General features: G+C 68.5%; 21 protein-coding genes. 13 read left to right on the forward strand and 8 right to left on the reverse strand.

What is annotated here, in order from left to right; translation table 11 throughout:
* The 5 genes from ASG49_RS08760 (at position 1) to ASG49_RS08780 (ending at position 7639) form a co-directional block, all read left to right on the forward strand.
* Positions 1–3000: a DUF499 domain-containing protein gene (locus tag ASG49_RS08760; protein WP_056540362.1), complete on the forward strand. Its 3000-nt coding sequence runs from the start codon at positions 1–3 to the stop codon at positions 2998–3000.
* A 562-nt stretch (positions 3001–3562) separates the two neighbouring features.
* On the forward strand, positions 3563–6238 hold the full coding sequence (gene mobF, locus ASG49_RS08765; RefSeq protein WP_056540371.1) for a MobF family relaxase: 2676 nt from the start codon (positions 3563–3565) through the stop codon (positions 6236–6238).
* Between the two features lie 188 nt (positions 6239–6426).
* Entirely contained in the window at positions 6427–6663 is a 237-nt protein-coding gene (locus ASG49_RS08770) for a hypothetical protein (RefSeq protein ID WP_056540374.1), read from the forward strand.
* Positions 6656–6850, forward strand: coding sequence for a helix-turn-helix domain-containing protein (locus tag ASG49_RS08775; protein WP_056540377.1), 195 nt, complete (start codon positions 6656–6658; stop codon positions 6848–6850). The genes ASG49_RS08770 and ASG49_RS08775 overlap by 8 nt, the downstream gene beginning before the upstream one ends.
* 36 nt (positions 6851–6886) lie before the next feature.
* Entirely contained in the window at positions 6887–7639 is a 753-nt protein-coding gene (locus tag ASG49_RS08780; RefSeq protein WP_156384249.1) for a helix-turn-helix domain-containing protein, read from the forward strand.
* 313 nt (positions 7640–7952) lie between these two features.
* On the opposite strand, the gene ASG49_RS08785 is transcribed toward ASG49_RS08780, so the two are convergent.
* Complete coding sequence (locus ASG49_RS08785) at positions 7953–9266, reverse strand: hypothetical protein (protein WP_056540383.1); 1314 nt, start codon at positions 9264–9266, stop codon at positions 7953–7955.
* A 335-nt stretch (positions 9267–9601) separates the two neighbouring features.
* Positions 9602–9985 (reverse strand): hypothetical protein, encoded by a 384-nt coding sequence (locus ASG49_RS18565; protein ID WP_156384250.1) that lies wholly within the window; start codon positions 9983–9985, stop codon positions 9602–9604.
* Between the two features lie 144 nt (positions 9986–10129).
* Here ASG49_RS18565 and ASG49_RS08795 point away from each other — a divergent pair, with 144 nt between their 5' ends.
* Positions 10130–10600, forward strand: coding sequence for a hypothetical protein (locus tag ASG49_RS08795; protein ID WP_156384251.1), 471 nt, complete (start codon positions 10130–10132; stop codon positions 10598–10600).
* Between the two features lie 258 nt (positions 10601–10858).
* Entirely contained in the window at positions 10859–13300 is a 2442-nt protein-coding gene (locus ASG49_RS08800) for a DUF262 domain-containing protein (protein ID WP_082533962.1), read from the forward strand.
* Between the two features lie 1366 nt (positions 13301–14666).
* Here the strand turns inward: ASG49_RS08800 and ASG49_RS08805 are convergent.
* Together ASG49_RS08805 and ASG49_RS08810 are read right to left on the reverse strand one after the other, a co-directional pair.
* Positions 14667–15389 carry a hypothetical protein gene (locus tag ASG49_RS08805; protein WP_156384252.1) on the reverse strand — a complete coding sequence of 241 codons (723 nt, stop codon included), beginning with the start codon at positions 15387–15389 and terminating at the stop codon, positions 14667–14669.
* A 255-nt stretch (positions 15390–15644) separates the two neighbouring features.
* A complete protein-coding gene (locus ASG49_RS08810; protein ID WP_056540394.1) occupies positions 15645–16922 on the reverse strand; it encodes a site-specific integrase in 1278 nt (425 codons plus the stop codon).
* Between the two features lie 314 nt (positions 16923–17236).
* Between ASG49_RS08810 and ASG49_RS08815 the strand changes: the two genes are divergently transcribed.
* Positions 17237–17674 carry a hypothetical protein gene (locus ASG49_RS08815; protein ID WP_156384253.1) on the forward strand — a complete coding sequence of 146 codons (438 nt, stop codon included), beginning with the start codon at positions 17237–17239 and terminating at the stop codon, positions 17672–17674.
* 21 nt (positions 17675–17695) lie between these two features.
* Here ASG49_RS08815 and ASG49_RS08820 read toward each other — a convergent pair whose 3' ends face one another.
* Both ASG49_RS08820 and ASG49_RS08825 read right to left on the reverse strand, forming a co-directional pair.
* Entirely contained in the window at positions 17696–18253 is a 558-nt protein-coding gene (locus ASG49_RS08820; protein WP_056540400.1) for a DUF305 domain-containing protein, read from the reverse strand.
* A gap of 76 nt (positions 18254–18329) precedes the next feature.
* Positions 18330–18758, reverse strand: coding sequence for a DUF6153 family protein (locus ASG49_RS08825; protein ID WP_056540403.1), 429 nt, complete (start codon positions 18756–18758; stop codon positions 18330–18332).
* A 54-nt stretch (positions 18759–18812) separates the two neighbouring features.
* On the opposite strand from ASG49_RS08825, the gene ASG49_RS08830 reads away from it, so the two are divergent.
* Positions 18813–19301: a DUF427 domain-containing protein gene (locus tag ASG49_RS08830; protein WP_056540406.1), complete on the forward strand. Its 489-nt coding sequence runs from the start codon at positions 18813–18815 to the stop codon at positions 19299–19301.
* Positions 19302–19313: 12 nt separating this feature from the next.
* Here ASG49_RS08830 and ASG49_RS08835 read toward each other — a convergent pair whose 3' ends face one another.
* A complete protein-coding gene (locus ASG49_RS08835; protein WP_056540407.1) occupies positions 19314–19709 on the reverse strand; it encodes a low affinity iron permease family protein in 396 nt (131 codons plus the stop codon).
* Between the two features lie 62 nt (positions 19710–19771).
* Here ASG49_RS08835 and ASG49_RS08840 point away from each other — a divergent pair, with 62 nt between their 5' ends.
* Entirely contained in the window at positions 19772–21016 is a 1245-nt protein-coding gene (locus tag ASG49_RS08840; RefSeq protein ID WP_056540410.1) for a glucose-1-phosphate adenylyltransferase family protein, read from the forward strand.
* A gap of 16 nt (positions 21017–21032) precedes the next feature.
* On the opposite strand, the gene ASG49_RS08845 is transcribed toward ASG49_RS08840, so the two are convergent.
* A complete protein-coding gene (locus ASG49_RS08845) occupies positions 21033–22142 on the reverse strand; it encodes an NADH:flavin oxidoreductase/NADH oxidase (RefSeq protein ID WP_056540413.1) in 1110 nt (369 codons plus the stop codon).
* Positions 22143–22271: 129 nt separating this feature from the next.
* Between ASG49_RS08845 and ASG49_RS08850 the strand changes: the two genes are divergently transcribed.
* The 3 genes from ASG49_RS08850 to ASG49_RS08860 are packed head-to-tail and all read left to right on the forward strand — an operon-like array spanning position 22272 to position 24879.
* Positions 22272–23237, forward strand: a complete 966-nt coding sequence (locus tag ASG49_RS08850) for an amidohydrolase family protein (RefSeq protein ID WP_056540416.1) — start codon at positions 22272–22274, stop codon at positions 23235–23237.
* Positions 23219–23827, forward strand: coding sequence for a cysteine dioxygenase family protein (locus ASG49_RS08855; protein WP_235561989.1), 609 nt, complete (start codon positions 23219–23221; stop codon positions 23825–23827). Before ASG49_RS08850 ends, ASG49_RS08855 begins: the two co-directional genes overlap by 19 nt.
* Before the next feature lie 26 nt (positions 23828–23853).
* Positions 23854–24879: a substrate-binding domain-containing protein gene (locus ASG49_RS08860; protein WP_056540420.1), complete on the forward strand. Its 1026-nt coding sequence runs from the start codon at positions 23854–23856 to the stop codon at positions 24877–24879.
* The last annotated feature ends 3 nt before the right edge of the window (positions 24880–24882 follow it).

Below are 24882 nucleotides of genomic sequence, written 5' to 3' on the forward strand. Positions count from 1 at the left end.
GTGAACATTAACGTGACTCCGTGGTGGAAGGCGCTGAAGATCCGCCGAGAGATACTCAACGCGTCCGGCCAAATCGACGACGTCCAGATGTCTCTGTTCCGCGCTGTTCACGGCACGGGTGCCGATCGACCGGAGTACGCCGATGCGACGTACTACGGCGACATCACCCACCCCACCGAAAGACTCATTGACCTCCTTACCGAGATCGCAGTGCGGATCGGCGGTGGTGACGACTACCTCAAGGCCCGCGCCGTCACGCGCCTAGACCAAGGCATGGGCGGCGGCAAGTCGCACGCTTGCATCGGTGCCTTCCACCTCGCCGCGCATCCGGACGCACTACTCGGTACTGAGCTCGGCCAGCAAGTAGCCGCGCGTGCCAAAGCGAAGACCGGCAAAGTGATCGCCGGTGACCTCCACCGGCCGCATGTCGTTGTGCTGCCCTGCGACAACATGACTCCCGGTGCCGGCGTCCAGGAGCTCGACGGGCCAGCCGTCAGCCTCTACGAAAGGTTCCTATGGCGCCTGTTCTCCAAGGACTACTCGCTCTACGAGCGATACCAGCCTTTCTGGAGCGACAAGCACAAGATCGCCGAGGCCTTACGGGCCGTCAACCGTCCGATCTTGATCATCGTTGACGAGGTCCTCGATTACATCGGCAACGGTCTGGACGGCACCATCAAGCCGGATATCGCCGCCCAGGATATGGCGTTCCTGCGCGCCCTGCTCGACGTTGTCAACGACGTCCCGCACACCGCGATGCTCATGGTCATGATCGCTTCGGACACAGACAAGACCGCCATCTCGCGAGCGGCCCGGGAGCGGCGCGACGATCTCAACAGCCTGCTCGAGCGCAACGGGACTCCGGCCACCGTGACCGAGGTAGGCGACTTCGCCGATATCCTCCGGCGGCGTCTCTTCGACTCAGAGCCTGCCATGGAGGTTCTCGCGGCGACTGCAAAGCTCTTTGACCCTGTGCTCGCGGACAAGGCCTGGGGGAAGTACGTCTGGGACTCGACCGGAGCTGACTGGCGCCGTCAGTGGTCGAGGGACGTCGCAGCCTGCTATCCGTTCCACCCGTTGCTAATGAGCGTGGCGAAGGAAGAATGGAGCAAGGTCACAGGCTTCCAACGAGTTCGCTCGACCATTCGGATTTTTGCGGCGACGGTTTATGCGCAGCAGCAGCGCGGCATGGCAGGAGAGTGGGTGCCAGCGCTTATCGGACCCGGCGACCTTCCGCTCTCTGACAGTGCTGTCCGAGAGGCCATTCTTGGCAGCGGCCTGGTTGAGGACGACCGAACCATCGCGAACTATCGCAGCCTGGCAGAGATCGAGGTTGTCAACCACGACGGGAGCAGCGGGACCGCCCGGCGGCAAGACCTAGACCGTCCCCGGGTCCTTTGGGCCGATAACAATCCGAGGGCGGCCGAGCGCGCTGCGACTTTCATCTTCCTAGCCAGCATTGTCGGCACTCTGCGCCCCGGTCGCGGCCGCGGCGCAAGCGCACCGGAGGTCAAGGCCGCCACGAGCGTCCCAGACACCAACTACACCGTTACCGACGCTGACACGGTCGTTGAGGAGCTGGTAAACCCTGACCGCGGCTTGAGTGCGCTGGACATCATCCCGGGCCAGGGGAATAACAAGCCGGCACGGTACTTTCTCTCCACCCGACTCACGCACCGGATGTTGGTCAACAACATCAAGCGGACCATCACCGAGACGGAACGCAATACGGTGATCGCGGATTTCGCTCAGAAACTCGCCAGCAGCGGCCCCTTCCGTGACCTGAAATTCGTCTCCGCCGACCTCGGCCGGCGTCCGACTGATGTCCTCTCGACCGCTGGCATCGATACTGCTTTCACCACGCGACTTGTCATCCTTGACCCTGCCCAATTCAGCCTCCGCAACGGGATGGAAGCCTCGACCCTGGAAGCCCTAGAGGTCGCCATGGGACTCGGCCAAGGTGCCCAACAACTTCCGATGCAATGGGCCAGCAGCGCGGTATTCGCAGTGGTCAACACCCAGCGCCGCAGCCTCGTGCGCGGGGTCGCCACCGAGTACCTCGCCCGGCAGAAGGCGCTCGCGGCACCCGAAGTTCAGGCCGACGAGGAATTGAAGAACACCGGCACCACAGAGTTGCGCGGCGCCAAGGAACAGTTAGAGAAGGCGATCAAGCGGGCGTACCAGCATGTCGCCTACCTCGCCCAGCCTGACCCTGACGGCGAGCGGTATCTGGACCAGCTGACGTTCGACGATGACAACTTCACAGCCCTGGACGGCACGATCGTGTGGAAGGGCCTGGCGCGCCGCGACAAGGTCCTCGACTCTGGGCAGTTCAATGCCAAGGCCCTACAGCACAACCTGCGCGATCAAGATTACGGCCGTACCCTGTCCGACATCCGCGCGTCGTTCTACAACGCCCCGCGGCTTCCGCTGCTCTACAACGGTGACCGAGACCTGCAGCAGGCGATCTACGACGCAGTCGATGATGGTGCGCTGAGCATCCTCGACGGGTCCGGGTCGGGTGTTGCGGTCACCGCTCCTAACCAGGTGAATCTGACCAGCGCGGGTCTGCGGTTGGCTAAACCGCAGCTGGCCACCTGCCCCAAGTGCGGTCAGTCAGCCCACGAAGGACCTTGTGTTGGCAGCGAATCCGGTGACACCAACAACGGCGGAGCAAACTTCCCGAGCAACCATGGCGGAGGAGGGACGTCTACCTCGGGCGGCAGTGGGTCGAGCAGTTCGGCATCGAGCGACGAGCAGGCAATACTGCCGGCCACGGAAAAGCAGGTCGCTTTCTCCTTCACCAGCAATCTCCTGGCGAGCGCGGACGGCGCCGACGGCTTTGCGGCGCTGTTCCGGTCGTTCTACATGGCCCTGGATGAACGGCAGATTAGCTACCTCCAAGGCGCCCTTCAGTTGGTCGTGGAGGCCGAAGCGGCCGAATCGATTCAGGAGAAGCTGAACGATCTCGGCATTACCGGGACGATAAAGGACCTGTGATTGACCCGGGGCCAGCGACGAGCAAGGCTGCTTCTCTGAGCTCGGTAGAGCGAGCGTGTTCCGATGGGGTGGGCGGCGACCGTCTTGAGCACATCCTTCCTAGCTCTCGCAGCGCCAGCACCTAACGGCAGGACGGAAGGCATCGACGCTAGAGAGTTACTCGACCCCGACTGGCTTGGCGCAGAGACAACGCCTGAAGGCGTTCGCAAAGTCGTACGCGGAGGGTTTGATCCCGGAAAGCAGGGAACGGCCACGTGCCCGACGACAGTGGTGTCGCTGTAGTAGGTGCGTGGCATCGCGCCGGAGGTCTGCATGGAAAGCCTCCGGGCTGCTCCACCCTGAGGGTTGAACTCAGCAGCAGAGGTCCTCGGCTCACACCTTGTCGTGACGACTGTTGACGACTTCCGAAACCACACTGGCCGCGCGCTCGCTGTCCCTCCAAATCAAGCGGCACGCATGCTACGAAGGTCCGTAGATCGGTCCGCCCTCTGGGCGGGCCGAACGTCATTTCAAGGCTAGTTGACGACGAGTGACGGCGGTGAGGCGACGGGTGCATGGCGGTGTGAAGTTCTACCGCGGCTCGGCCGGTGCCGCGCGCTCCTACGTGGAGGCTGACCGCTCGCGGGCCGACGACTACTACCTCGCCGAGGGCAGCGGGGTCGCGGAGCGGTACGTCGCCTCGGTAGACCCCGGGGGAGGTGCACCAACCTGTACCGGCGCGAGCGCTGGGGCCATGGACGGTGACGCCTACGAACGATGGGTCGGCGGATATGACCTCGCTTCCGGAGAGCCGAAGGGCCGGCTGCGCACGGACGCCAACGCGCTGCGGTTCGTCGAGGTCGTCGTCAACGGCCCGAAGACCTGGTCGCTCGTCGCCACCCTCCATCCCGAGATCGCCGCGGCGTACGACGCGGCGCAGGACCGTGCCGCGACAGAGATCATCGGGTGGCTGGCCGAGCATGCGACCACCCGGGTCGGTCCACGAGGTCGGCAGGTGCAGGTCCCGGTCGAGCAGCTCGAGGCTGCGGTGGTGCGGCACTACACCTCCCGGGCCGGGGACCCGCACCGTCATCTGCACCTGCAGGTCAATGCCCGGGTGTTCGCGGCCGGTCGGTGGCGGGGGCTGCACTCGGTGGGTGTGGTGGACAGCATCGAGGCGATCAATGGGATCGGCCACGCCGCCGTCATGTGCGACGCGGAGTTCCGGGACGCGCTCGCCGCGCACGGTTACAGCCTTGACCCCGAGACGGGCGAGGTGGTCCAGCTCGCCCGGTACGTCGGGGCGTTCAGCGCACGGGCATCGCAGATCACCCGGAACATCGACCGCTACGAGGCCGCCTGGCGTGCCGAGCACCCCGACGAGGAACCTGGCCCGCGATTACGTCGCGGTTGGGACCGGCGCGCCTGGGCGCAGGCGCGACCCGACAAGGTCGTCCCGACCAATGGCGCCCAGCTCGCCGGCCGGTGGCGCGACGAGCTGGCCGACATGGGATTCACCCCACCGCTCCGCACTGCTGGACATGGCGCGCGTCTGGGGACGGCGATCGGTCGGATCAACCGCGATGCGGTGATCGACCTGGTCCTCACCCGGTTGGGCGCCCGGCGGTCTGCTTGGAATGGCGCTGACGTCCGCGGCGAGGTCGAGCGGATCGTCGCCGCCGTGGACGTCGTCACCCCGCCATCGGTACGCCGCGAGCTGGTCGAGGACCTGACCAGTCGCACCATTGAGTCGTGCGTGCCGCTGCTGGCCGGCGACGACGTCCCCGAACATGTCCGGGTCCTCACCTCCCGCAACGTCCTCGGTGTCGAGGCCGACCTGGTCGACCGCCTCGCGGCCCGTGCCGAACACCCGACAGTCGCGCAGTGGCTGGGCCCGGTGGCCGCGCAGCAGCGGGGCCTGGTCGACGCGCAACGAGAGGTTGCCATTGCCCTGGCCGGCACCGGAAAGCTGTTGGTGATCGAGGGCGCGGCGGGAGCCGGCAAGACAACCACCCTCGCCGCGGCACGTGAGCTGCTCGACCTGCAGTCGCGGCGACTGGTCGTCGTGACCCCCACCCTGAAGGCCGCAAGGGTCGTCCAAGACCAGGTCGGCGCCGACGCGTTCTCTGCGGCCTGGCTGGTCCATCAGCATGGCTACCGGTGGGACGACAACGGCCGCCGGACCCGCGAGCCCGTCGGTCGCGAGCACGTCGACGCCAGGGCCCGGTTGCTGCCTAAAGACATGTTGCTGGTTGATGAGGCGGGGATGCTCGATCAGGACATCGCTACGGCGTTGCTCACCATCGCCGACGAGACCGGGGCTCGGGTTGCGTTCGTGGGTGACCGGCATCAGCTCCCGGCGGTTGGCCGTGGCGGCGTACTGGACCACGCCGCCCGCTGGGCACCACCCGAAGCGTGTCTGACGTTGGAGAGCGTCCACCGGTTCACCGACGCGACCTACGCCGACCTGACCCTCCTCATGCGGCGTGGTGTGCGCAGTGGCGAGGTCTTCGACGCCCTCGTCGACCGGGGTCAGATCGTCGTGCACCCCACCGACGTCGAACGCCTCCACGCCCTCACCACCTGTCATGCAGCGGACGGGTTGATCGTCGCGGACACCCGCGAACGAGTCGCCGCCCTGAACGCCGCCATCCGTGACCACCGGCTCACCACTGACCCCACCACCTCGCTCACCACCGCCGCCGGTGAGCAGGTAGGGATCGGGGACCGGATCGCCACCCGCCACAACGACCGCGCTCTCGGGGTCGCGAACCGCGACACCTGGACCGTCAGCCGCCTCTCCGGCGACGGGGCCCTGGCCGTGACCGGCCGCAACGGCGACCGGGTCCTGCCCGCGAGCTATGTGCGCGAGCATGTCGAGCTCGCCTACGCCACCACGGTGCACGGCGCTCAGGGCGAGACCGTCGACCAGGCCCACCTGCTTGTCGGCGAGACCACCGGTGCGGCCGCGGCGTACGTCGGCATGACCCGCGGCCGCCACCGCAACACCGCCCACGTCGTCGCCGAGAGTCTCATCGACGCACGCGCGCAGTGGATCGATGCCTTCAACCGCTACCGGGCCGACCTCGGCCCCGGGCACGCCGCCCAGACCGCTGCCGACGACGTCGAACGCTACGGCCCCCAGCTCCTAGCCAAGACGGTCCGCCAGCGCCATCAACTCGAACCCGCCATGTCCGCAACCCACCGGGACGGCCTCTACGCCCGACCTGCCCGTCGCTCGCCAGGGATCGGCTTCTGACATGCGTTGACGAGTTCACCCGAGGGCGTCCACTCAGGCTCCTCAGTGCGCCTGTTCACCACGGGGACAGGTGCCGACGTACGAGGAAGAGCACGGACATGGACCACCGACATCACCCCGCGCGTCCCCATCGCCCGGTCGTAAGTGACCGAGAGGACACCTCCCGACGAGCGAAGAAGGACAAGCAGATGGACCCGATCCAGATCCCCCGCGACTGGGACGACCGAGGCCTGATCACCTTCGAGGAGTTCTGCGACCTCATCCGCATCCCACAGCGCACCGTGCGTGACTGGCGCAGACGAGGCGTCGGCCCCCGGTGGGCACGCTTCAACGGCTGCGGTCGCCTCTACATCACCGTCGCCGAAGCCCGCCGCTTCCTCACCTCCGCGGCACCCACCACACGCAGGGAGCGGACCAATGGCTGAGAAGACCCTGCCGACCTACCTCAGCCTCGACGAGGCCGCCAAGGTCATGTCCCTGTCGGTGAAGACCATCCGCCGTCGCATCGCCGACGGCACCATCCCCGCCTACCAGTGCGGCCGACGCCCCATCCGCATCCGCCTCGACGAGCTCGAAGCCGCACTCCGCCGCATCCCCTCGGCCCGGTGGTGAGCGTGTCGCAAGAGGATCGGGCGCGGCACGGAAAGCATGGTGACGCCAGTCCGTAGCGCCGGTGCACGCACGCTCCCTTTACAGATAATGTCCCTGAGGGGGACAATAACTGTTGTGGCATCGATTGACATCATCACGACGAAAGAGGTCGCCCACCTCCTCGGCGTCACGACCAAGACCGTCTTCCGACTCATCGAGTCGGGTGACCTGACGCGCGCTGCCCGTGGACTCGTGGACCGCGCCTCCGTCGAGCGCTACCTCGCCAACCGGCAGGGTGGACGCACGCGGGTGTGGTCCGAGCACACCGCCTGGGGTGCCCTCGCCCTGCTGTCGGGCCTCACCGCCGACTGGCTCGGATCCGTTCAGACCTCGCGGCTGCGCTCGACGCTGCGAAGCATTGACACCGAGGACCTGATTGTTCGGCTTCGTGACCGTGCCACCGTCCACACCTACACCGGTCACCGCAGCGTCATCACCCGGTTGAGCGCCGACGACCGTCTCGTCGTCGTGGACACCACCGTGCTCGGCCAGGTCGCCGACACCACCCAGGTCAACGCCTACCTCGACCCCGCCCACCTCGCCACGATCGTCGGCAGCCTCGGCCTCAAGCAAGCAGCCGACGGGAGGATGACGCTGCGCGTGACGACCTTCGACATCGATCGAGTACGCCGGATTGCCAACCACGGAACGGCACTGGCCTCCGTCGACGCCGCTACCTCCCTGGACCCGCGAACCCGTGGGCTGGGGGAGCGGACCCTTGCCGACAGCTCGACGAGGCTGACTGCTTGAACGACCGCCCCGTCATCGACGTCCCGGCCGCAGTTGGCGGCTGGCCTGCTCCGTGGCCCAACGTCGCCGGTCTGCCGGCGTTCTGCCCTCAGACAGCTGGACGCTCGTCAGTGGCCTGATGACCCAGGTGCACACCGTCCACTACGGCATCGGCGTGGTCCGACCCACCAACGGCGTCGACATTGTCCTCCACCTCCAGACGTCCCGGCCCGCACCGCCATCACCCTGGAGTCGCTCGGCTACCGCCTGCGTCCATTCGCCATGGTTCGGGCGTCATGTTGCCCGTTGCCATCCGCATCCTCCGGATCTGCGATCAGGAGGCGCGTGCCGGGAGCACGAGAAGTGTTCCGTCCTCGCGCTTCTCGATGTCGATGACGACGTCGACATTCGAACCAGCGACGCCGGGGTCGAGGGCACGCAACCGGTACGACGCATCGAGGAGGCTGTCGACCTGCCTACGGGTCATCATCTTGTCTATGAGCCGTTTGGGGGTGCGGAGTTCGATCGCCGACAACCGTCGGAGGACGTGCTCGATACGGCCTTCTAGGTCGTTGATCCGCTGCTGATCCTCGCGGAGGCTTCTGGCGAAGTTCTCGAATGGGTTCTCCTGGTCGCCTTGGCCGGCTTCCACGCCCTGCAGGACGATCACTCGACGCTTGAGAGCGACGGCGAGCGCTGCCATTTCAAGATGGGCGCGGAATTCCCCGCCGTCTCTGGCAATACCGGGGAACGCCGCTTCTAGCTCTGTTACGTCGACATGGTCGTCCTTGAGGACTGCATCGAGCCCGTCTTCCCACTTCTTCACGCGGGCCCGGGCGCGCTGCGTGGCGATGCTGATCGCATGGACAGCCGAGTCCAAACCCAGGGATGCTCCGACCCTGCCGCGGTCCAGGAGAAGTGCCGTTGCCTTGTCGATGGCGTCGCTGCAGCCATCGAGCTCACTGCGCTCAGACTCCAACTGGTCGTCGTGGAGTTTCTCAAGGAGCTCCGTGATGTTCTCGATGGCTCTCTGCCGCTCGTGATCTGCATATGCACTCGCCCCCACGGCAACCGCCATGAGCACGAGCGGAGCGGCGACGGTCATGGCGGTGCCGGCCGCTGCCGTGCCCGCAGCGGCTCCGACAGCCGTGCCCGTTGCCCCGGCGGCTGCTGTCTCGACGGGAACGAACGTGGCCTTCGCAGCTACAACGCTCTTGCCAGTGCTTGCGACCAGGTCGCCGTAGACGCCGCCGTCGACCACCTTTGACGCCATCGGCTTCACGAGGCCTCTACCGAACTCTGCGGCCACTTTGTCAGGCACGTGCATTCGGTACAGCACTTCGCCGGACTCAACGACCCGAGTGACGGCGGGGACCTTCGACGAGTTGGCGACGAGGCGCGAGATCTCTTGCGCAAGTGGGCTCGTCGCGCCGAGAGGGAGCCCGCTGGTCCGATCACGCTTGACCGGGAGCGGATGAGCTTCCAACGTGACCAGCGGCGCCAACGCAAATGCGGCCAGCGCCGAGCGCAGTTCCGACAGACGTTGAGGCGTTAGTCCGCCCTCGTCGGGAATCGCGGGAACGCCAGTCGAACCCTCAGTCGTGGACAGGGTCCACAGCGGCACTACCGTGCCGTCAAAGTCGCTCATTGGTCTCCTCGCTCAGAATCCACACAGTATCGGCCGAAGCCGACAATCTAGGTGGGGCAACGGGGCTCCTCCCGAGCTCGGGTCGTCCGAGCCGGCGGTGTGACCCGCTCACTCGAGCGCACACCAGCGATGCCTGCGTGACTGTGATCAGTTCTTGTTGTGTCCGACCGATCGCGCGTGAAGCACTTCCTTCCAATACGACTCCCATAGCCGGCACCGATGGGGCATACCCGATCGCTTGGACAACGGGCCAAGACGTCAGCGTGCGCGTGAGGGGCGCGCCGACAGCGCCGGGAATGCCGCACCGAACTCAGAGCCGGGAGGCTGACGTCTGGTCACTCAGCGTCTGTCTCGATCAGCCAGACCTCGATGCGAGCGCCCGGCACCTCGCCGGGCCTTGGCTGGCGTTTGACGGCTCGGATCTCGTCCACCTGGTCATCGGCTGGCTGCGGCGTACCGCGCCACTGACGGAGGCCAAAGACTCCCTCCATGGCGTCCAGCGTGGGCTTCAGGAGATTGTCCAAGTCCCACACCTCGCTCACCCGGCGAGCTTCTCCCAACCGAAACTCCAGATAGACGGCAAAGCGTCCGCTCTGTGGGGAACATCCGGAGTCGGCCACGGCGCGGCGGACTGCCTCCTTCCACGACTTCTCGCCTGCCGTTGCGAAAGTTGCCGGACGGGAGGTCACGTCTAACGTCACCAGATGCCGTCGGGCCACCGACCCACTGTGACCCCGGCAAGTGGGGAGCAGCAAGCCCCAAGTTTGGTTGTGCCTGGGCTGGCGGCCGGGGGCACGCGGCGGCGTAACTCTGTAGAGGGCGTGGTTTCCCTGATCCCAGGCGAACTGACTACCGTCTCCTTCATGTCGGCTGGGATCTTCGCCATCGTCGGAGTCGCACTCGGCTCTGCCCTCGGCTACTTCGGCCAGCGGCTGATGGCCGGACGTGCCGAGGAGTTTGCGAGGAGAGAACGCCTCAGGCGGGAGCGAATGGACGCCTACAGCGCCTTCGCGGCAAGCGCCATGGAGGCACGCCGCGCCCAAATCAACCGTTGGTACCAACGTAGAGACGCGGGATCAGCAAGTTCCGAGTACGACGAGGCGAAGGCCGAGTCGTACCTGGGGCGCTCTGCTGCGTGGCGCGAACGGTACAGGGTCCAGCTGGTTGCTGACGACGAAGGTTTGAGCGGGCTTGCGGAGGCGGCGGTCAAGTCACTTAGGTCAATCCCAAAAGCCGAGACAAAGTCGGGCATGGAGCAGAGCGCAAAAGAGACACGGAGCTTGATCGAGCGCTTCGTGACAGATGCCGCAGCACAATTGTCTTCCCACGACTGATCGCGGCCGCGACGGCGCCCTGAAGCGGCGGAATGGCGCATCGCAAGCTGCTGCTGGCGACGCCCCACCGAATGCTCAACTAGAGATCCGTCTGAGAAAAGCTTGATGTCGCCTTCGTAGATCCCCTGCGGCCGCGGCAATGCCGTGCCCGAAGCAGCCGACCCGCTCTACTGAGGTGTGCATCTGAACCCGGGACCGGAGGCAGTACACGAATCCGATCTTCCGACGGTGAGCTGTCACGTTGCCTAGGCTCTTGACGTGGACACCAACGTACGGACGCCCCAGGAAGTTTTCTACCTGCCGCAGCACCTTGTCGTACCGCTGTTCCAGCGTCCATACGTGTGGACCGAGACAGACCAATGGCTCCCGCTTTGGAGCGACGTCGTCCGGATGGCCGAGCTGCGACTCAAGGAGCCGCACACGTCGGCTCGGCACTTTCTCGGCGCGGTCGTGCTGCAGGCCGGCATCCCGATCGTCGGCACGGTGCCTACCTGGAACGTAATCGACGGTCAGCAACGGATCACGACATTGCAGGTGCTGACGGACGCCGCGGCGCTGGTCTTCGAAAGCCGGGGGATCGACCCGCTCGCACAGCAGCTGGGCGACCTCACGCACAACCGACCGCACTTCGGTAACGAGGGTCGGTCGCGCAAACTGGTGCACACGAATCGGGACGGCGCTGCCTTCGCCGAGGTGATGGAGGCGGAGCCGCCGGTCGACTACGCCGCGCTGTCGCACTCGGGCGCCCTTATTACGAGGGCCCACGCGTTTTTTGCCGACCAGATTGTCCGGTGGCTCGATGAGGACAGCGACGCTGACGGCGCGGTGGAACAAAGGGCCACGGCGTTGACGGGCGTCATCGCGCAGGGCCTGCAGCTGGTCGTGATCGACCTGAAGGCTGACGAGAACTCCCAAGAGATCTTCGAGACTCTCAACGCGCGTGGCACGCCACTGACCGCGGCGGATCTCATCAAGAACTTCGTCTTCCAAAAGCTGGATGGCGAGGGCGGAGACGTGGCGAAGGCATACGCCGAGGACTGGCCCTTCGAAACGCCGTTCTGGGAGGCGGAAGTCAGCGTTGGTCGCTACCTCATCAGCCGCGGCTCACTCTTCCTCTCGCAGTGGCTCCAGTCGCGGGTCGGTGAGGAGATCGGCCCGCGTCAGACCTTCATCCGGTTCAAGCATCACGTCGACCACGAGGCCGGTTCTTCGATGAGCGAGCTCTTGCAGATCATCAAGAAGCAGGCTGGGGCCTATGCGTCCTGGCAGATCAACGCCGATGACACGACGCGCGCGTTGACGGTGCCAGAGAGAGCCTTCTACCGAATGCAGGCCGCCGGTGTTGAGCTCCTAAAGCCCATCGTGATCTGGCTGCACGACCCCTCGCTCGACATCCCCGCCGCCACGGCCGACAAGGTCACCGAGATGGTCGAGTCGTGGGTCGTACGCCGACAAATCCTGCGGCTCACGTCCGCTAACCTAGGCCGAACGGTGGCTGAGATCGTCAGAGCGTTCCGCACCTCGCCGTCCAACGGGTTGGCAGCGCAAGTCCAGGACTACCTGACCGCGCTAAACGCATCCTCGAACTACTGGCCCGGTGACGACGAAATCCGTCGGCACCTGGCAGACGAGCAGGCTTACCGCCGCTATCCCCGGGCCCGGCTTCGGATGTTTCTGGAGACCGTCGAGGATCAGCTACGCGCGACCCACCAATCGCCCAGTGTGCCGCGCAACGGGTTCCCGATCGAGCACATCCTTCCCCAGTCGTGGCAGCAGCATTGGCCGGTCGACGGGCTTGAGAAGGAGGTGGAGCGGGGCGAGCACGTGCACCGGCTCGGCAACTTGACGCTGCTCACGACTAGCCTCAACAGCGCGGTCTCGAACGGTGCGTGGTCCACCAAGCGCTCCAAGCTCGACAGCGCCGACGTCTTCCTTCTTAATCGCGCGGTCAAGCATGTCGACGAGTGGAACGAGGCCAGCATTGATGAGCGCAGCGCTGTCATGACAGAGGCTCTCTTGGCAGCCTGGCCCGTACCTGCAGGCCACATCGGCGCCGTCGCTGACAACGTCCCAGCGGCCGAGAAGTGGGTGGAGATCAAACACCTGCTCGCCGCTGGTCTGCTTGCTCCCGGATCGGTGCTGACCGCACGGCCGGGCAACTGGGCGACGGTGACGGCGACGGTCACACCGACTGGGCTGCTTGAGGTGAAAGGCCGTGTCTACGAGTCGCCATCGGCAGCAGGATCGGCGGTGCGTGGCGGCAGCACCAACGGGTGGAAGTTCTGGCGTCTTGAGGACGGCCGCTTCCTCTCAGACGTACGCGCCTCGCTGCGCGGGGAGAAGCCTGCTCCGCGCAAGAGCGGTTTCGACTGGGCTCCTATGCACGCAATCCTCGAGTCGCTACCAATCGGTCATTGGACGTCGTACACCGAGCTCGCGGACGCAATCGGTACGGCGCCGCAGCCTTTGGGCAACCACATCACCACGTGCCCCCACTGCGCTAACGCGTGGCGAGTTCTGACCTGGGACGGCCGGACCGCACCGCATTTCACCTGGACCGACCCGGAAGACAAGCGCGATCCCCAAGCCCTGCTCCTCGCCGATGGAGTCCGCCTAATTGACGGCAAGGCTGACCCGGCCCAGATGCTGCGCAGCGACCAACTCGCCGGCTTTGCCGAACGACCCATCGCAAACGTCTGAGTGCATCGTGTTCGGTTGGCGCCCGGCTGACGGCTGAGAGTTGGATTTCTGTGGCTTGGCCACTCCAGGTTGCCGCGGTCTGAATCGCGCCAATTGCCCAGGTCCTGATGCGAGCCTGGGACCGGCGGTATCGTCCCCTCCACCCGTCAACCCGCAGGAAACACCAGAACGGTGGATCAACTCGCCGGCTACCTGGACGCGCCCGCAGAGTGGCACATCAGGGCAGGTTTCATGGGTCAAAGCGGCGATATGGTGCGCCTAGGCGCGGGGGCCGAACGGACACGGCGGGCGGAGCCGGTGACACACACTGGAGCGGGACCAACGCAGACGGAACGGATCCCGATGAGCGACTTCTCAGCCGAACAGATTCGCGCAGGCGTTGCGCTGCAAAGCATGCGCGATACGTACCCGGACCTGGACCGGTGGCGTGCAAGATCTGCGCAGATCGAGGAGCCGCAGACCGGCAGTGAACTATATGGGGATGCGCAGATATGGCCCGGCTTCGCGCCGCACCAAGTGGCACGGGTCGCCCTAGTCTCGGCCGTCCAACACCTCAACCTGGTTCGGGCTTCTGTAGAAGCGAAGGAACTCTTCCCGATCGCCATGCCGACCGCACTCAGGGGCGCACTGCTCGGAGCGGCCAGGGGCGTCTGGCTACTAGCGCCAGACCTACGTCACGACCGACAACAGAGAGGACTGCGAACGGTCCACGAAGTCCACCGTCGATACCTCCAGTATCTGGAATCCAATCCTCCAGGCGTCGAAGCCGCCGAACTCGCCACCGCGATAGATCAAGTCAGACGTCGTCGCGATGCCGTCCGCCATCTTTGGTCAGCTTCGTCGGACTTGACGGCGTCCCAGGCTCCAACAGAGACGACCATCGTTGACACAGCAGCTGAAGTGGTTTTTCAAGACGCGCTCCAGCAGGATTCCATCAAAGGCATGTGGCGGACGCATAGTGGCGACGCTCACGGACTCCCTTGGCCTATTTTCACCCGCTCGTCGACGCAGGCCGTGCCCGCGGGACGGGTTGTCGGATATCCCGACCGCATGGCTGAGTACACCTCTGGCGGAGACCTATGGGAGATCTCTGAGTCCTTTAGTGCGTGCTACCGGCTTGCTCGCCGCGGGTGGAGTCTGTTCGATCGGCGTTGCGAGAGCGCAGCATGACTTGAATCGCGGATCAAGGCGGTTGGACACTGGCCGCTGTCTCGGCTGGATAGACGCCCCGGCCGCAGCAACGACGGCGATCGAATCGGCCGCGGCACTCGGCGTCGCTAGGGACCCGCAACGAGCGGCATTCGCCTGTCGCCGCAATGCCAAAGCGGCTCCGTCGAGGCGACGACTCTCGTCAACAGCCGGTGATTTAGCGGAAGTTGAGGGACCGATACAAAGCGTCGAGGTCAGCGGGAACGGCGATGGCGGTCGGTGGCTCTTCGAGGGTGCCGCCGGGTGAAAAAATGACGGCGTTGGCGGGATGGTCGAGGTTTGCAAGCAGGTCGATCACTTCAAGGGCGGTGAGGTCCAACCGTGCCGGAACGACGTTGCTCTCCGCTTCTTGGTGCCGATGCACAAACGCGACTGACTCACTGACAGCTTCGCCATCGAAGTCGTCAAACTGTTGGGAAATCCAGCGGGCTATCGTGTTGGCAGTGAGCAAACCTAGATAAAGATCCCCGTCGTAAATGGGGAGTTGCGAGTAGTCGTGATCGCGCACGTGAACAAGCGCCACGCTGATGGGGTCTTGAAGGCCCACCACAGCCGGAGCCGGCGGGTCGACAGGGCCGTAAATGGCCTCAAGGGCGAGCGGTGGGCTCAGGAGAAGGTCACGAATCTGCTCGATTTGTTCAAGCGTGTCTGGGCGAGGATCGGCGATCGGAAGACCGTTCTGGTAACGGCCATGGCTGATGGCATTGCGAAGGCGCGCGAACGTCTCGAGGGCTGTCTTGTGACGCGCAGGTAGCCGATGCTGTGAGGCGTAGTCGTCCAGCATGGACTTGAACGACGCTCTTGGCGACGCTGCCAAAGCGTCTCGTAGGTGGTTCTCGATGTCGTTGAAGACGGCGATGAACCGCGCGGCTGAAGTCACAGTTCTCACGGTATCGAGTGAACTCGGTGCCGCCAGGCCGAGCCACTGGGTGGCGCCAGTTCCGGCGGTAGGACTCAGGCCAGCCCCGCACATGAGGTTGCCGACGTTGGGTGACAGCGGCACAGTGCGGCAGACCTCCTGGTAGGTCATAGGAGCACAACGCCCGGTGACGGCCCGTCGGTCCTCGGTATGGCTCGTCCGTAGTTCTCTAAGCTCAGTGGTCGGGTTTGTCGGACCGGGGCCATATCGACGGGATCAGCCCCTCCCTCGGGTGCCTCGGGCAGAGAGCCGGCGACCCAGCTCGCGGTCGCGCTCGAGGCGGGAGTGCTGGTACCGCATGGCCATGCTCGGCGTGGAGTGGCCGAGCCGATGCATGAGCTCGGCCAGGCTCGCGCCCTCTTCGCCTGCCCAGCTCGCACCGGTGTGCCGGAGGTCGTGCAGGTCAAGATCGGAGCGACCGGCGACTCGCCTCGCCTCACGCCATCCGAAGCCCGGCCTGATCACGTCACCCTGAGGGTTGAGCACGGCCGCCCGTCCATTGAGTGTCGCCTCGGGCAGCTGTGCCTGAGGATCGCGGCGCGAGGGGAAGAGCAGTCCATCGGACCCGGGAGCCGCGAAGCGAGTCAGATGGTCCTCGACGGTTGACAGAAGGAACTCGGGGATCGAGACCGATCGGACTCCAGCCTCCGTCTTCGGGGCGCCGACCACGTTCGCGGTGAGCAGGCCAGAAGCCGGATCAGCCACTCGGGCGCGGACGACACCGCGGCTGATGTTCACCCAACCCAACGGTTCGCCTGCGCCGTCGGTGCCGAGCATGAGGTCGCCGCGTCGGAGCTCTCGGAGCTCCCCAGAACGCAGTGCGCACCACGTGGCAAGCAGGAGGAGCAGACGGAGCCGTTCGGGCATGGCCTCGACCATGGCGCCCAGCTCATCGAGGCTTGCCGGCCGCAAGTTCTTTCGGCCGTGCCGCGCGCCAGCCCCGCGCAGCTGTGCCGGGTTCTTGCTCAGCAGCTCGTCCTCGTCGACCGCCGTGTTCAGGATCGTGCGAACGGTCGTGTAGGCGTGTGCCTTGGCTGCCGGTCCAGCCGTCAGACCCTCGTGCCACTCCCGAACCGCTACCCGGGTGATCTCGTCGAGCGGAGTGTTGCCGAAGGTCGGATAGACATGGACCCGAAGACTGGACCGGTACTTGTCCCGAGTCGATGGCCGCAGCGGTTCCCCCCGGCTGTTGCGGCGGTTGTGGATCCACCGCTCCGCATACGACTCGAACGTCGGCAGTCGCCTCGCCTCCTCCTCCCTGCGCGCTTCCTCGAGTCGCACCTTCGGCGCCTTCCACACCTCGGGCTCGATGAGCAGCCGCCGCTCGGAGTGCAGCCAGGCCTCTGCATCGATGCGGGAGGAGAACGTGACGGGCGCGGCCACCAGGTCGCCCGACGGACTCGCGTAACGCGCTTGGAAGCTCCCGCTGGGCAGCCGCCGGATGCTGCCGAAGCCCCGCTTCTCGGTCCGCCGTGCCATCGAAATCGCCGCCATTTCGTGCCATCTACGTGCCAGATGACTCGAGTTTCGTGCCATCTACGTGCCATATCGAAGGCTACATCTGGCACGGCCTGACCACTGACATCCGACGGGGCGACCTATATCGTTGCAGGTCAGGGGATTACAAAGTCCAAATCTGGCCACTTCTGACCAAGTGACGGAGGGGCGGTCACGGAACTTTCAAATCCCTCCGCCACCGCCAGTCAGATGTGACCCGGGTCCCGTGTGGGCCCGGGTCCTCTGCGTCGCGGGCTCGTGTGGGTGAGACGCCCCGCGGGCGGCTGGGGGCGGTGTTCCATACTCGCCGGATGGACGACGGACTCGCGGCCGCCCATCCCCGGCTCGTGATGACCGTGACGCACACGTGGCAGTGGGGCCTGGTGACGATCTCCGACCCGCACGCCCTCGAGCCGCCCCGCGGGGAGGGCCGGGTCGTGGCCGACGGCCACTGGGTGGTGCTGCACGTCGCGCACGCCCAGGACACGTCGGCGGTCGAGGTGGGGGCGACGGTGCACGTGGAGGTGCGCGACGCCCCGCACCCGCGCACCGCCCGGCGGGTGCTCTACGACCACGTGCTGCTGACTCCCCGCGGGGCGGTCGCGATCGGCGACGCCGAGCACGAGGTGGTCGTGCCCGCGCACCCCGAGCGGACGGCGGTGCGGGTCAGCATGCGCGCCGGGGACGACCCCGACCGGCTCACCGACGTCTGGGTGGAGCTGGCGCCCGACCCGTACGCCGACCGCTGACCCGCCGCCGCGGCAGCGGCCTCAGCCCTGGTCGAGCAGCTCCTCCATCTCGGCGATCTCGGCCCGCTGGGTGCGCTCGACCTCCTCCGCGAGGGCGACGGCGGCGTCGTAGGTGCCGTCGGCCTGCTCGGCCCGGGCCATCTCGACCGCACCCTGGTGGTGCTCGACCATGAGCTCGAGCCAGAGCCGGTCGAACTCCGCGCCGCTCGCGTCGTCGAGTCGCTGCATCTCGGCCTCGGACATCATCCCGTCCATCCCCTCCATGTCGCCCATGCCGGCCATCCCGCCGGAGGTGTCGGGCACGTCCTCGCCCCACTCCTCCAGCCAGCCGGTCATGGTCTCGATCTCGGGGTCCTGGGCGGCGCGGATCTCCTCGGCCAGGCGGCGCACGTCGGGGTCACGGCTGGTGTCGAGGGCCTGGTCGGCCATCTCCACCGCCTGGGCGTGGTGCGGGACCATCTGCTGGGCGAAGCGGACGTCCGCCTCGTCGTGGTCGCTGCCGCCGCAGGCGGCGAGCAGCAGCAGGGACGCCGCTGCGAGCGCGCGGGTCAGCGTGGTGGTGCGGGCGTGCTGGGACATGGGGTTCCTCCGTCGGGTGGGCGTGCTGGGGGCAGGGGGTCGCGCCCGACCGGGTGAGGGTCGGGGCGCGGTCTGCTCAGCAGCGCAGGACGCAGAGGCGGGACAGGTCGGGCGGGTCGGGGTCGCGGGCCGGCGGCGCCCTGGTCGACGCGACGACCGCGGTCCGGTCGGGCCGGAGCAGCGGCCGGTCGCGGCGCAGCGCGAGCAGGCCGATGAGGCCGAGGAGGAGCACCGCGAGGCACAGCCCGGCGCTGGTGGCCGCCTCGTCCGAGGCGGGCGGGGCGAGCGGGGTGGCGGGCGTGAGCACGTCGGTGACGACGGCGACAGCCTGTTGGGGCTGGTCGACGTGGTGGCCGGCCCCGTGCCCCGCCGCCGTGCTCCCGGTGGGCTCGGCGCCGTGGTGGCCGGCCGCGCCGTGGGCCGAGAGGCCGTGCATGGCGAGCAGGCCCAGCAGGGCGAGCAGCAGCAGTGCCGCGCGGGCGCCCGGGTGCGTCGTCCTGCTCACGACTCCGAGGGTAGCCAGCCGCCGTGGCTTGGCGGGGCGGAGCAGGATCGGGGCATGCGCAAGGAGCAGCGCCGGGTCGAGCCCGGGCCCGGTCAGGAGTCGGTGTGGGACTACCCGAGGCCGCCGGCGCTGGTGCGCTCGGACCGTCGGGTCGTCGTACGACGGGAGGGGCAGCCGGTCGTGGACAGCACGCGCTGCTTCCGGGTGCTCGAGACCAGCCACCCGCCGACCTGGTACGTCGATCCCGCCGACGTCGTGGACGGCGCCCTGACCCCGTCACGGGCCCGCTCGACGTGGTGCGAGTGGAAGGGCGCGGCGACCTACTGGGACGTGCTCGGCCTCGAGGCCGCCGCCTGGTCCTACGAGGACCCGACGCCGGGCTTCGCCGACCTCCGGGGCTTCGTGACCTTCTACCCCTCGCGGCTGGAGTGCCTGGTCGACGACGAGCGGGTGCGGCCGCAGGAGGGCGGCTTCTACGGCGGCTGGGTGACCGACGACGTCGTCGGCCCCTTCAAGGGAGCCCCGGGCACGCTCGGCTGGTAGGTCCCGCCGACCTCAGTGCCGCTCCTCCAGCCCGACCGCCTCGCGCAGCCGTCGCGTGGCCTCCTGGAGCTCGGGGTCGCGCGCGGCGGAGGACTCCATCAGCGAGGCCAGCGCTTCGGCGAGCACGTTGAGCTTCTCCTGCGAGGCCTCCTCCGAGCGTCGGCCGGCGTTCTCCAGCAGCACCAGCAGCAGCAGCGACACCACGCTGGCGACGGTGTGGATCGCGACCTGCCACTCCTTGAGGTTGGGCCACAGCGGGGCGCTGGCGCCCCAGGCCAGCACGACGACGAGGCAGACCACGAAGAACGGGGCGCGGCTGACCTGCATGTAGGTCGCCTCGACGAACCGCTCGAAGGTCGACCGTCCGTCGGTGCTGTGGCGGTCCGAGGCCGCGTCGTTGCGTTCCATGACCGCAGGCTAGGGCCCCCGCCCCTTCCAGCATGCGGACACGACGGTGCGAGGATCACCCGATGAACCCCCTCCAGCGTCTCAAGACGCTCGCGATCATCCAGGCCGGCGGCGCGGGCGGCCGGATGGACGTCCTGACCGCGGAGCGGGCCAAGCCGGCGCTGCCGTTCGCCGGCAGCTACCAGCTGCTCGACTTCCCGCTGTCCAACCTCGTCAACTCCGGGGTGGACGACGTGTGGCTCTCGGTGTCCTACCAGGCCGAGTCGCTGGAGGAGCAGGTCCGCAACGGCCGGCCGTGGGACCTCGACCGCACCCGGGGCGGGCTGCGCCTGCTGATGCCGCGCGAGGGCAACGGCTCGCTCGACGAGGAGGGCTTCGCCCAGGGCAACGCCGACGAGCTGTTCCGGCTGCGCGACGACCTGCGCCGCGCCGCCCCCGACGTGGTGCTGGTGATGAGCGCCGACCACGTCTACCGCTTCGACCTCGGCGAGCTCGTCGCCACCCACCTGGACAAGGGGGCCGAGCTGACGATGCTCGTCACCGACCTCGCCGAGGTGTACGGCGAGGACCCGGCCGACCACGCGGTCGTGACCAGCAACCGGCTGGGTCGGGTGACCGGGTTCGCCTACAAGCCCGAGGAGCCCGACGGCTCGGTCGTCGTGTGCGAGGTGTTCGCCTACGACCCCGTCGTGCTCGTCGAGGTGCTCGAGGAGCTCCACCGCGAGCTGTCGCAGGCCGACTCCGAGCGTCCCGCGGGCGATTCCGGGCTGGGTGACTTCGGCGACCTGCTGGTGCCGCGGCTCGTCGAGCGCGGCAAGGTCTACTCCCACCGGCTCGACGGCTACTGGCGCGACCTGGGCCAGCCCCACCACTACCTCAACGCCCACCTCGAGCTGCTCGAGGGCGACACCGGGCTCTTCGACCCGGCCTGGCCGGTGCTGACCCAGCACCCCGAACGCACGCCGGCCTTCATCGCCTCGGGCGCGGTGGTCTCCGACAGCATGCTCAGCGCGGGCAGCAAGGTGCACGGCACCGTGACCCGCAGCGTGATCGGCCCCGACGTGGTCGTCGAGGACGGTGCCGAGGTGGTCGAGAGCGTGGTGTCCGCCGGGTCGGTGGTCCGGTCCGGTGCCCGCGTCCTGCGCACCCTGGTCGACACCGCCTGCGAGGTGGGTCGCGGCGCCACCGTCGGCAGCGCCGACACCGCCCTCGACGACGCCGACGCGATCACCATCCTGGGTCGCGACGTCGTCGTCGGGAGCGACGTCGAGGCCGGCTCCCGGGTGCCCCCGGGCGGCGTCGTCTGAGCCGCTCCCGACGGCGTCAGCGCCAGGTGCCGCGCGCGTGTTGCGGCGGCCAGGGCGCCTCGTCGACCGGCACGCCCAGCTCGTGGGCGGCGCGCAGCGGCCAGGACGGCTCGCGGATCGCGGCCCGGGCGAGCAGCACGACGTCGGCCTCGCCGTTCGAGAGGACCTTCTCGGCCTGGGCCGGCTCGGTGATCAGCCCGACCGCGCCGGTGGGCACGCCCGCGGAGCGGACGCCGGCCGACAGCGGCACCTGGTAGCCCGGCTCCACCGGGATCGACGCCGCGGCGTTGCCGCCCGAGGAGACGTCGACCAGGTCGACGCCGCGCTCGCGCAGCAGGCCCGCGAGCCGAGTGCTCTGCTCGAGGTCCCAGCCGCCGTCGAGCCAGTCGGTGGCCGAGATCCGCACCAGCAGCGGCATCCCCTCGGGGATCGCGGCGCGCACCGCGTCGGTGGTCTCGAGCAGCAGCCGGGCCCGTCCCTCGAAGTCGCCGCCCCACGCGTCGTCGCGGTGGTTGGACAGCGGCGAGAGGAACTCGTGGAACAGGTAGCCGTGGGCGGCGTGCAGCTCGACGGTGTCGAACCCGACCTCGACGGCCCGCCGGGCGGCGGTGGCGAAGGCCTCGACGACGTCCGCGATCTCCCGGGCGTCGAGCGCGGTCGGGGCGGCGTACCCCTCGAAGGGGACGGGCGAGGGCCCGCGGCTGGTCCAACCGCCCTCGGCCGCCGGGACGGTCCCCTCGGACCCGGCCCAGGGGCGGTAGGTCGAGGCCTTGCGGCCGGCGTGCGCGAGCTGGACGCCGATCGCGGCGCCCTGGGTGTGCACGAAGTCGACGACGCGCCGCCACGCCTGCGCCTGCTCGTCGTTCCACAGCCCGGCGTCCTCGGGGCTGATCCGGCCCTCGGGCACGACGGCGGCCGCCTCGGTCAGCAGCAGCCCGAAGCCACCGCTGGCGCGGGCGCCGAGGTTGACGAGGTGCCAGTCGTGCGGGACGCCGTCGGTCGCGGAGTACTGGCACATCGGCGCCAACCAGACGCGGTTGCGCACGGTCAGGTCACGCAACGTGATCGGCTCGAAGAGCGCGGGCACGGGTCCTCCTGGAGGGGTTGCGGGTCGTGGGACAGTCATGAGGCGTACGACGGGCCACAACCCTCGGCGCGGAGCCGCTGTTCCTCCGGACCGGTGAGACCCGCCCCACCCGCGTCTCAAATACGATAATGTCACTGCACTTACTACGTTTGGAAGGAGGTCAACGTCATGCCAGACCACCACACCACCGGCGCGGTCGACGTCCACCAGCACCTGTGGACCGACGAGCTCGTCGACCGGCTGCGCGCGCGCAGCCGGGCCCCCTACCTGCGGGGCTGGACCCTGCATCTCGAGGGGGAGCCGCCCTTCGAGGTGGACCCCACCCACCACGACGTCGCGACGCGCGTCGCGACCGACACCGACGCGGGGGTGGTCACGGCGTGCGTGGGCCTCTCCTCCCCGCTCGGCATCGAGCGTCTCGGCGGACCCGCCTCCCGGCTCCTGCTCGACGCCTGGCACCGCGGCGCCCGCGACCTGCCCGACCACTTCCGGGCCTGGGCCTCGGTCCCCGCGGTCGACGACGGAGCTCCCGACGTCGACGGGCTCTCCGCGCTGCTCGCCGAGGACCGCTTCGTCGGGCTGCAGCTGCCCGCGAGCGACCTGGCGACGCCGTACGGCTGGGAGGCGCACGCCCCGCTGCTCCGCGCCGCCGAGCTCGCCGACGCGCCGGTGCTCGTGCACCCCGGGCCCGAGCCGCGCCACGTGCTGCCGGGCCGGCTGCCCGACTGGTGGGCGCCGGTCGTCGGCTACACCGCGCAGCTGCAGGCGGCGTACTGGGCCTGGCACGCCGTCTCGGGCCGGGCGCTGTTCCCGAGCCTGCGCGTCGTGTTCGTGGCGGGCGCCGGGCTGGCGCCGCTGCTGACCGAGCGGCACCTGCTGCGCGGTGGCGAGCGCGAGGCGCTCGACCCGCTGCTCTACGCCGAGACCTCCGGGCTCGGCGTCCGGGCGCTGGAGTCGGTGGTGCGGGTGCTCGGGGTCGACGCCCTGGTGCTCGGCAGCGACCGGCCCTACGGCGAGCCGCTCACAGCATTGCTCGGCGACGCCGCCACGCACGCCGTCCGGGTGGCCAACCCGCGGCGCCTGCTGGGCCTGCCCGTGGCGGGGGGTGAGCGGTCGTGGCCGGCAGCGAGCTGAGCACCGAGGCGCGCGACCTCGGACCGGAGCGTGCCACCGGGGTCCCCGCCGAGCGCGCCGCGCCGCTAGCGTCCTACGACGACGACCTGCGGGTCGCCGACCTGCCCGACCGCGACCTCACCGAGGGCGAGCTCGAGGCCCTGGCCGCGAGCATCGCCCAGCAGCCCGCGCTGTGGCGCCACCTGGTGGCGTTCGGCGGTGACGAGCCGGGGGAGCGCGAGCGGGTCTACGCCTCGCTGCACCGCGACGCCCACGTCGACGTCTGGCTGCTGTGCTGGACGCCCGAGAACGACACCGGGTGGCACGACCACGACGTGTCCTCGGGCGCCGTCGCGGTCGTCGAGGGCGAGCTGGTGGAGAACAACCTGACCCTGCTGCACGGCGCGCGGGAGACCCGCGTCGGCGCGGGGTCGGTGTTCTCCTTCGGGCCCGACCACATCCACCGGCTCAACGGCGCGGTGCACGGGTCGGTCAGCGTGCACGCCTACAGCCCGCCGCTGTGGCGGATGGGCCAGTACGCCGTCAACGACGCCGGCGTGCTGCGCCGGGTCTCGCTGTCCTACGCCGACGAGCTGAGACCGCTCGACTAGGGGGTCGTGCCCCTACGATCACCGGCATGACCCCCCGTGCCGCCGGCGGCCAGCGGCCGCCCTCGATGGCCGACGTGGCCGCCCTGGCCGGGGTGTCGCACCAGACCGTCTCGCGGGTGCTCAACGACCACGCGCTGGTGCGCCCGGAGACCCGTGAGCGGGTGCAGGTCGCGATGCAGCAGCTGGGCTACCGGCGCAACGCCGCGGCCCGGGCCCTGGCCACCAACCGCTCGGGCCTGATCGGGCTGGTCGCGGCCCACCTCGGGCTGCACGGCCCGGGGATGATCTCGGTGGCGGTGCAGGACGCGGCCCACGCCGCGGGGTACGCCGTCGCGCAGGTCGGGCTCGCCGAGCTCGACGAGCGGTCGCTGCGGCGCGACGTCGACCGCCTGCTCGACCAGGCCGTCGAGGCGGTCGTGGTCGCGGTGGCCCAGCGTGCCGCGCTCGACACCGTCGCCGCCCTCGACCTCCCGGTCCCGGTGGTGCTGGTGCAGGGCGTCGTGCCGGGCCAGCCGATGGCGGCCGGCATCGACCAGGGCACGGGCGGGCGGCTGGCCACCGGCCACCTGCTCGACGTGGTGGACCGACGGGGTGCGGTGGCGCACGTCGCGGGCCCCGAGGACTGGGTCGAGGCGCAGATGCGGCGCGAGGGCTGGCGCGCCGAGCTGGAGGCGCGCGGCGTCGCGCCCGGACCGCTGCTCGAGGGCGACTGGTCGGCGCGCAGCGGCTACGAGGCCGGGCTCCGGCTGGCCGCCGACCCCGACGTCGCCGGGGTCTTCGTCGGCAACGACGCGATGGCCCTCGGGCTGCTCCGCGCGCTGCACGAGCAGGGGCGACGGGTGCCCGAGGACGTGGCCGTCGTGGGCTTCGACGACGCCCCGGAGTCGGCGTACGCCTGGCCGCCGCTGTCCACCGTGCGCCAGGACTTCGCGGCGCTGGGCCGCCGGGCCGTCGACCTCGCGGTGCGCACCCTCGACGGCGAGGTCGGCGCCACCGTGCCGCTCGTGCCGCCCGAGCTGGTGGTGCGCACCTCCAGCACCCCGACGGGCTGAGGC

Origin of the sequence: Marmoricola sp. Leaf446 (assembly GCF_001424755.1) — a bacterium.
GTDB lineage: Bacteria > Actinomycetota > Actinomycetes > Propionibacteriales > Nocardioidaceae > Marmoricola.

What these genes read in the sequence shown, in the direction of transcription:
- ASG49_RS08770 (WP_056540374.1), top strand. Translation starts at nt 6,427, where the DNA reads ATGGACCCGATCCAGATCCCCCGCGACTGGGACGACCGAGGCCTGATC.
- ASG49_RS08775 (WP_056540377.1), top strand. Translation starts at nt 6,656, where the DNA reads ATGGCTGAGAAGACCCTGCCGACCTACCTCAGCCTCGACGAGGCCGCC.
- ASG49_RS08780 (WP_156384249.1), top strand. Translation starts at nt 6,887, where the DNA reads ATGGTGACGCCAGTCCGTAGCGCCGGTGCACGCACGCTCCCTTTACAG.
- ASG49_RS08785 (WP_056540383.1), bottom strand. Translation starts at nt 9,266, where the DNA reads ATGAGCGACTTTGACGGCACGGTAGTGCCGCTGTGGACCCTGTCCACG.
- ASG49_RS08795 (WP_156384251.1), top strand. Translation starts at nt 10,130, where the DNA reads ATGTCGGCTGGGATCTTCGCCATCGTCGGAGTCGCACTCGGCTCTGCC.
- ASG49_RS08810 (WP_056540394.1), bottom strand. Translation starts at nt 16,922, where the DNA reads ATGGCGGCGATTTCGATGGCACGGCGGACCGAGAAGCGGGGCTTCGGC.
- ASG49_RS08815 (WP_156384253.1), top strand. Translation starts at nt 17,237, where the DNA reads ATGGACGACGGACTCGCGGCCGCCCATCCCCGGCTCGTGATGACCGTG.
- ASG49_RS08820 (WP_056540400.1), bottom strand. Translation starts at nt 18,253, where the DNA reads ATGTCCCAGCACGCCCGCACCACCACGCTGACCCGCGCGCTCGCAGCG.
- ASG49_RS08830 (WP_056540406.1), top strand. Translation starts at nt 18,813, where the DNA reads ATGCGCAAGGAGCAGCGCCGGGTCGAGCCCGGGCCCGGTCAGGAGTCG.
- ASG49_RS08835 (WP_056540407.1), bottom strand. Translation starts at nt 19,709, where the DNA reads ATGGAACGCAACGACGCGGCCTCGGACCGCCACAGCACCGACGGACGG.
- ASG49_RS08840 (WP_056540410.1), top strand. Translation starts at nt 19,772, where the DNA reads ATGAACCCCCTCCAGCGTCTCAAGACGCTCGCGATCATCCAGGCCGGC.
- ASG49_RS08845 (WP_056540413.1), bottom strand. Translation starts at nt 22,142, where the DNA reads ATGACTGTCCCACGACCCGCAACCCCTCCAGGAGGACCCGTGCCCGCG.
- ASG49_RS08850 (WP_056540416.1), top strand. Translation starts at nt 22,272, where the DNA reads ATGCCAGACCACCACACCACCGGCGCGGTCGACGTCCACCAGCACCTG.
- ASG49_RS08860 (WP_056540420.1), top strand. Translation starts at nt 23,854, where the DNA reads ATGACCCCCCGTGCCGCCGGCGGCCAGCGGCCGCCCTCGATGGCCGAC.